Below are 7948 nucleotides of genomic sequence, written 5' to 3'. Positions count from 1 at the left end.
GATAACCCAATGCTGATAGGATCAGCGAAGTAGGGGCAGGAAGCAAATGTTACCAAGACTTCAACTCAATGCTGATGTCGATCCAGTAGTCGTACGCTTTTTAGATGAACTAAAAACAGCGGGCTTTACTGGCGACATTGAATCTCAATATTCTAGCCGTTTGGCTGTGGCGACTGATAACAGTGTCTATCAGCAATTGCCGCAGGCAGTTATTCTCCCTAAAACAACCCAAGACGTTGTGCTGCTCGGTAAAGTGGGTGCAAAATCTGCTTACGAACGCGTGACCTTTTCCCCTCGTGGCGGTGGTACCGGTACTAACGGACAGTCTTTAACAAAAGGCGTCGTGGTTGACCTGTCTCGTTATATGAACAAGGTTCTTGAGATTAACGAGCAAGAAGGCTGGGTAAGAGTTCAGTCAGGTATCGTTAAAGACCAATTGAACGATGCTGTGCGTCCGTATGGTTACTTTTTCTCTCCAGACCTTTCTACCAGTAACCGAGCAACCTTAGGTGGCATGATCAATACCGATGCTTCGGGCCAAGGGTCATTGAAGTACGGTAAAACGTCTGACCATGTGTTGTCGCTGCAAGCGGTCTTCGCAGATGGTTCATGTCTCGAATCCGATTTATCACACGGCTTACCTGCTGAAGGTGAATTTGCTCACCATGCCCTTGCAGTAACTGAAGCCGTTTGTCGAGATAAGCGCGCTCAAATTCTTAATAAATTCCCACCATTGAACCGCTTCTTAACTGGTTACGATTTAAAGAACGCAATCAACGAAGAAGACGATAGCTTTGACCTGACTCGTGTTCTATGTGGTGCAGAAGGTTCATTAGCATTCATCACTGAAGCAAAGCTGAACCTCACGCCGATTCCAAAAGCACGAACGTTGGTTAACGTGAAATACAATACGTTCGATTCTGCACTGCGTAATGCGCCGTTCATGGTAGAAGCGAAAGCGCTGTCTGTTGAAACCGTTGACTCAAGAGTATTGAACCTAGCGAAACAAGACATTGTTTGGCACACCGTGAGCGATTTGCTGATGGATGTTCCAAATAAAGAGATGCTTGGCATCAACATGGTTGAGTTTGCAGGCCAAGATGAAGCGGAAGTTGAACAACAAGTTCAAGCGCTGACCGCACAGCTTGAAAGCATGGTAGAAACTGAAGAAGCCGGTGTGATTGGCTTCCAAGTGTGCAGTGATTTGGCGAGCATTGGCCGAATCTACAACATGCGTAAGAAAGCGGTAGGCCTATTAGGTGCGGCGAAAGGCCGAGCTAAGCCAGTCGCTTTTGCTGAAGATACCTGTGTACCACCAGAAAACTTGGCCGACTTCATCTCTGAATTTAGAGTATTACTCGATTCAAAAGAGTTGAACTACGGCATGTTTGGTCACGTGGATGCGGGCGTACTGCACGTTCGTCCTGCTTTAGATTTGTGTGATCCGATGCAAGAAGCATTGATGCATGAAGTCTCTGATGAAGTGGTTAAGCTGGTGGCTAAATACGGCGGCTTGATGTGGGGTGAACACGGTAAAGGCTTCCGTTCTGAGTATGGTCCTGACTTCTTTGGTGAAGAGCTGTTTACCGAATTAAGACGAGTTAAAGCGGCATTTGACCCGCATAACAAGATGAACCCAGGCAAGATCTGTACGCCGTTAGAAAGCGATGCTGAGTTGGTGAAAGTCACTGATACCAAGCGTGGTTTCTACGATCGTCAGATCGACGTACAAGTCCGTGATAGCTTCAAGCAAGCGATGGAATGTAATGGTAACGGCTTGTGTTTCAACTACGATACGAGTTCGCCAATGTGTCCTTCGATGAAAGTCACGGCTGACCGTCGTCATTCACCAAAGGGCCGTGCAGGCTTGGTTCGTGAATGGTTGCGTCAGTTAACGGAACAAGGCGTCGATATTCTCGATTTAGAGCAAGAAGCGCTGAAGGACAATACTCCGATTAAAACCATGGTGGAACGTGTTCGTAACACGATGAACAAACGCCATGAGTACGATTTCTCACATGAAGTTCATGAAGCGATGAACGGTTGTTTGGCGTGTAAAGCGTGTGCGAGCCAGTGTCCTATTAAAGTTGATGTACCAAGTTTCCGTTCTCGATTCTTAAACATCTACTATTCGCGTTACCAGCGCCCAGCAAAAGACTATTTAGTCGCTAACATTGAAACCATGCTGCCGCTGATGGCGAAAGCGCCAAAAGTAGTGAACGCTGCATTGGGTCAAAAGTGGATACAAACGGCAACGGCTAGGACGGTCGGTTATGTTGATGCTCCTTTGATGTCGGTACCTACACTTAAAAATCGTCTGGCGAGCAAAGAGCTGCAACTCTTCGACTTACAGTACTTAGAAGGCTTGTCTTCTGAAGAGAAGAAACAGCATGTGCTGATCGTTCAAGACCCGTTCACTAGCTTTTATGATGCGGAGGTGATTGAAGACTTCGTCACTCTGGCTCAAAAACTTGGTAAAACTCCGGTGTTGCTGCCGTTTAAGCCAAATGGTAAAGCTCTGCACATTAAAGGCTTCTTAAGTCGTTTTGCGCGTGAAGCGAAATCAACATCGGATTTCTTGTCGATGGTGGCGGATATCGGTATTCCTTTGGTGGGTGTGGACCCGGCTCTTGTGCTTTGTTACCGCGATGAATACGTAGAGATCTTAGGTGACAAACGTGGCGACTTTGATGTGCTTACCGTGCATGAATGGTTAATGCCATCGTTAGGTGAGTTCGAAGCACGTTCAGCAAGTGAAGATATGTGGTACTTGTTTGCTCACTGTACTGAGAAAACCAAAATGCCGAACGCTGAAAAAGAGTGGGGCACTATCTTCAAGCACTTTGGTGCTGCGTTAACCAGCGTTCCGGTTGGCTGTTGTGGTATGGCGGGCACCTTCGGGCATGAAGTTGATAAGTTACAAATGTCGAAAGACATATACGGTTTAAGCTGGAAGCCTCAAATGCAGGACTTACCAAAAGATCGTTGTTTGGTGACGGGTTATTCTTGCCGTAGCCAAGTGAAGCGTTTTGAAGGTGAGAAGCTTGCTCACCCATTACAAGCGCTAGCAAAAATTCTTTAATACATTTAGCCCAGCAATTGCTGGGCTTTTTTCTAAACTAACAAAGGAATGTTAATAAGGAAAAGTATGAATTTTCTAGAATTAAAAGTATCACCCGTTGCACTGTTCATTATTGTATTCGTAGCATCATACTTCTGCGCTCAGCAGTTGAGCCAAGGAACATTGGCAATGCCTTATCGAATGGTTGTGCTCGGTATCGGGATTGTCTTGAGTGGTGTTATTGGGATATCAGGCATATGGGAGTTTCGCAAACAGAAAACCACCGTTAATCCGATCAAAGTCGACACCGCTTCTGCAGTTGTGGACAGTGGAATCTTTGGCTACACGCGAAACCCAATGTATCTAGGGCTATTTATCCTACTGTTTTGTTTTGGCTACTTCTTCCAAAACCTGTTCAGTGTCTTACTCAGTTTTGTATTCGTAATCTACATGAATCAGTTCCAAATTAAGCCAGAAGAACGCGCTCTAGAGCAATTATTCGGTGCGGAATATGTTGATTACAAACAAAAGGTTAGGCGCTGGATTTAGTTCTGACTTGAATACAGGCTTGAGTGACTTGATGTCATTAGTCATCGAAATAAAAAAGCCCAGCTTGTGATACCAAGCTGGGCTTTATTGATCTTGTCTCTAGTTATTTACATCAAGTGATGTAAATAAGAGTGCTGATTAAGCGGCAGCTGCGAACTGAGCTAGAAACATCTCTTTACGTTCGTTGAAGCGGTTTACTAGGTCGTCTACAGAAGCTTGGTCGTATGGCTTAAGACCACTTGCTACCATGCGCTTTACGCCTTTACCGACTACTTCACCGTCTTCTTTGAAATCAAAGTTCAGTGTCACGATGCCACGCTTGCCTTCAACATCAAAAGTCGCACCAGAGAATTCAACTTCTGGGTGAGATAGGTCTAGGCGAGTAAATTCAACTTCCATGCTCTCGTAAATCACAAGAGGACGTTGGCAGTTGATCATCATTTGTTGTTCTTCCATAAGAGGAACCATGATGTGTGGGAAGTTCATGCCTGAGAACTTAACGTAGTTTGTTACTACGTGTTCGATGAATGCTTGATCGTGGCTCTTTTCACCTTCACAAGACATGTGTAGGTACTCTTTGCCTTTCTCGTCAACCAGTGAGCTTTCTTTCTCACACTTGTTGTCAACGCTTAGCGCAATACCGTTACCCACCATACCTGAAAAATCAAAACGCATTTTTTGGCTGATGCCTTCTTTTTGCAGAAGTACTGCAAACAAAAGATCGCCAGGCACGCAGAAGCGTTTGTTGTCTTCATCGTGAATTGGGTTGAAGTCAGCGGCTACTTTTTTAGCAAAGTGGCTAGCTTGTTCACGAGTGAATTGAAATTGATTGTCTTCAGTAGAAAAGTAAGGTATCAGAAACATAGTATCGCTATTAGTCATCAAATCTGGCGGGGATTATAGCTAACTAACTTGGTTTTAATGGTCTATCCAGTTTACGAGGGCCGAAAAAGGAGGGAGATTGGTGAGCGGGACTTTTGGTGCCGTAAAAATAATAAAAGTCTAGAAAATCTAGACCTTTATTTATATAAGCTTATTTTTTATTAGGGAAGAACCACTTATCTAAGTAATCACTCATCGGTGCAAAAGCAAGGTTTGCGTAGTTAAATGGGTAATTAGCGGTTGTTGTTTCACCACTTGCAATTTTACCAATTGCCGTAAAACCTTTTGGTTGGTTTGCGTCTTTCAGCTCGTTCGGGTATTTACCGTTAGCAGGGTTTACTTTGTATTCATAAACTAACCCCAAAAATGCACCAGGGTTGAGGTTCTTTTTGATAGTGTGGGTATAGTCTAACTTGCCGTTTGAAATCTCATCGCCTTCGTCATTAATGCTCGTACCATTATCGGCCAGACATTTACTCGGAGTGCCATCAATACGATCTGAACCTAATTGTCCGTTACCGTAATTACATTCGTTATATTTTAGGTAACCTAGAGCTTGTGTACCGGTTCCTATTTTCTTATTAACAAGAGTCTTGAAGCCTTCGTAGCTCTTAGTTAACTCGGCACCTACGGCTGTATTGTTGTCACCATCAACGTAGTAATCGAAAACTTGCATAAGCTTTTGATATGTCGTGGTACTTAGTGTTTCATCCATCCCCGATCTTGTAGTGTAAATCAATTCTAAGCCATTGATATTAGGGCTGCTCGCATAGATGTTTTGTGCAAGTGCAATAATGAACTTACCGTGGGCTGTTGATGGATTTGGCTCTTCTTCGGAAATGCCAATGAGTATTTTTTTCTGGCTAAACTGTTTTCTTACATCATCATGAGCCCATTTAAGCAAATTTTCGACTTGCAGTTTTACGGCATCTTGCTGAACTTGAGTAATGTTTGGACCAATCGGCAGAATGTAAATACCTTTTTCAAAAGCACAGTTTGGCACTTCAGCTGCTGTTGAACAGTTTTTAATGCTGGTATAGGTCGCGACTTTCGTTAGCGTTGGAGTCGTTGGAGTCGTTGGAGTCGTTGGAGTCGTTGGTTTTGCTGGTGCTTTATTGCTTGAGTCTGATCCACAGCCGGCTAAGAATAAGGTGCTGATAAGGGCTGTTGTAAGCAGGATTGGGGATTTTTTTGTTATCATTGGTAATGAACTTTCCGACGGTGAGTGATGATTTTTCGGATAGTCTCACTCCTATCAATAAGTGTATTCATTTTTTATGGACAAGTGGGCTGTAACGAGAGTACAGCCCAGTATACGGAAAGTACTAAAAACTTGACAGTGTTCCTTCTGGCATTAGGTGGTTATGAACGGATAACTTGAGTAACAGGTTAGCTTGTTCAATATCTGGAGCAAAATATCTGTCTTTATCGTAGAAGCTCACTTTCTCACGCAAAATCTGCTTCGCTTCTTCCACACGAGGGGAAGATAGATTAGGCGCTCGGAAGTCGAGTCCTTGTGCTGCTGCTAAATATTCTACTGCCAATATCCCACGGGTGTTTTCAGCCATGTATCTAAGCCTACGCGCGGCAAAGGTGGCCATTGATACGTGGTCTTCTTGGTTGGCAGAAGTAGGTAGGCTGTCTATTGACGCCGGATGAGCCAAGGTTTTGTTCTCACTTGCCAATGCTGCAGAGGTAACCTGAGCAATCATAAAGCCAGAGTTCACGCCGCCGTTATCGACCAAGAAAGGTGGAAGTTTGCTTAGTGCGCTATCAATCAGCAGCGCCATTCTACGTTCTGACAAGCTACCGATTTCAGCTATCGCTAGTGCAAGGTTATCGGCTGCCATTGCGACGGGCTCTGCGTGGAAGTTACCACCTGAAATGATGTCGCCATCGTCAGCGAAAACAAGCGGGTTGTCGGATACGGCATTCGCTTCAATCGTTAAAGTCTCTGCTGAGTTACGAATCTGCTGCAAACAAGCACCCATCACTTGAGGTTGGCAACGCAGTGAGTAAGGGTCTTGAACCTTTTCACAGCAAGTGTGTGATTCGCCAATTTCACTCTTTTGATCAAGCATATGGCGGTAAGCAAGTGCTGCATCCATTTGGCCACGATGACCACGAACGCGGTGTATACGAGGGTCAAACGGACGACGGCTACCTAGCGCGGCTTCTACAGACATTGCACCACACACGGTTGCAGACGCGAATAAGTCTTCAGCTGCAAACAGACCTTCTAATGCAAATGCTGTCGATGCTTGTGTGCCGTTTAACAGAGCTAAGCCTTCTTTCGGAGCGAGTGTTATTGGCTCCAAGCCTGCGATCTGCATTGCTTCTAAGCCAGTGATGATCTTGCCGTTGTGGCGTGCTTGGCCTTCACCTAGCAGTACCGTACTCATGTGGGCGAGGGGAGCAAGATCTCCTGAAGCACCCACAGATCCTTTTTGTGGAACACATGGGTAAACCTGTGCGTTCACAAGATCGATAAGGGCATTAATCACTTTGAGGCGGATACCAGAGTAACCGCGAGACAAGCTGTTAATCTTTAACACCATCATCAAGCGAACAGTTTCATCAGACATGAATTTACCAATGCCCGCCGCGTGAGAAAGCACGATACTTTTCTGTAGTACTTCTAAATCCTCAGGGGCGATTTTGGTATTTGCTAACAAGCCAAAACCCGTGTTGATGCCATACACAGTGCGATCTTCAGCAATCACTTGTTCGACAACGTGCATGCTCGCTTCTATATCAGGAATCGCTGCAGGATCGAGAGATAAATTCACAGGGCTACGGCTAATCTTACGCAGTTCAGGCAGGCCTAGAAGTCCTGGCTTAAGTAATAAATTCAACATGTTTTCTCCAGACATTAAAGGCGACGAAGTTCTTCGTTTAGCATAGGTAAATCAAGCTTCTGCTCTTTAGCACACTGCTTGGCAATATCGTAACCCGCATCAGCATGACGCATAACGCCAGTAGCCGGATCATTGTGAAGTACACGAGCAATACGTTGTGATGCATCTTCGCTACCGTCACAACAAATCACCATACCTGAGTGTTGTGAGAAGCCCATGCCAACGCCGCCGCCATGGTGCAGAGAAACCCATGTTGCGCCACCAGCTGTGTTCAGAAGGGCATTCAAAAGAGGCCAATCAGAAACTGCATCAGAGCCATCCATCATGCCTTCTGTTTCGCGGTTCGGGCTTGCTACTGAGCCCGAATCTAGGTGGTCACGACCGATAACAACTGGTGCTTTCAGTTCGCCATTTTTCACCATTTCATTGAATGCTTGTCCTAAACGTTCACGATCTTTCAAGCCAACCCAACAAATACGAGCTGGTAGGCCTTGGAACTGAATACGTTCACGCGCCATATCTAGCCAGTTGTGTAGATGCGGGTTATCTGGAATCAATTCTTTTACTTTTTGGTCTGTTTTGTAGATGTCTTCAGGGT

General features: G+C 45.1%; 5 protein-coding genes and 1 pseudogene. 2 read left to right on the top strand and 4 right to left on the bottom strand.

What is annotated here, in order from left to right:
* The first annotated feature begins 46 nt into the window (after positions 1 to 46).
* Both AB4496_RS20185 and AB4496_RS20180 read left to right on the top strand, forming a co-directional pair.
* A complete protein-coding gene (locus tag AB4496_RS20185; protein WP_009846486.1) occupies positions 47 to 3082 on the top strand; it encodes an FAD-binding and (Fe-S)-binding domain-containing protein in 3036 nt (1011 codons plus the stop codon).
* Between the two features lie 66 nt (positions 3083 to 3148).
* Entirely contained in the window at positions 3149 to 3610 is a 462-nt protein-coding gene (locus AB4496_RS20180; protein ID WP_009846487.1) for an isoprenylcysteine carboxylmethyltransferase family protein, read from the top strand.
* Positions 3611 to 3748: 138 nt separating this feature from the next.
* Here AB4496_RS20180 and AB4496_RS20175 read toward each other — a convergent pair whose 3' ends face one another.
* The 4 genes and pseudogenes from AB4496_RS20175 to AB4496_RS20160 all read right to left on the bottom strand — a co-directional run.
* The gene (locus AB4496_RS20175; protein WP_009846488.1) at positions 3749 to 4474 is read right to left on the bottom strand and encodes a DUF3581 domain-containing protein; all 726 of its coding nucleotides are present in this window, start codon (positions 4472 to 4474) and stop codon (positions 3749 to 3751) included.
* Between the two features lie 169 nt (positions 4475 to 4643).
* Complete coding sequence (locus tag AB4496_RS20170; RefSeq protein WP_102257341.1) at positions 4644 to 5693, bottom strand: histidine ammonia-lyase; 1050 nt, start codon at positions 5691 to 5693, stop codon at positions 4644 to 4646.
* 124 nt (positions 5694 to 5817) lie between these two features.
* A complete protein-coding gene (gene hutH / locus AB4496_RS20165) occupies positions 5818 to 7350 on the bottom strand; it encodes a histidine ammonia-lyase (protein WP_032555189.1) in 1533 nt (510 codons plus the stop codon).
* A 14-nt stretch (positions 7351 to 7364) separates the two neighbouring features.
* Positions 7365 to 7948 (bottom strand): annotated as a pseudogene (locus tag AB4496_RS20160) (urocanate hydratase); the annotation flags it as partial.

This window comes from Vibrio sp. 10N.222.46.A1 (assembly GCF_041473595.1).
GTDB lineage: Bacteria > Pseudomonadota > Gammaproteobacteria > Enterobacterales > Vibrionaceae > Vibrio > Vibrio tasmaniensis_A.
Note: the sequence above shows the minus strand (reverse complement) of the source record. Positions and strands in the feature narration are given on the sequence as shown.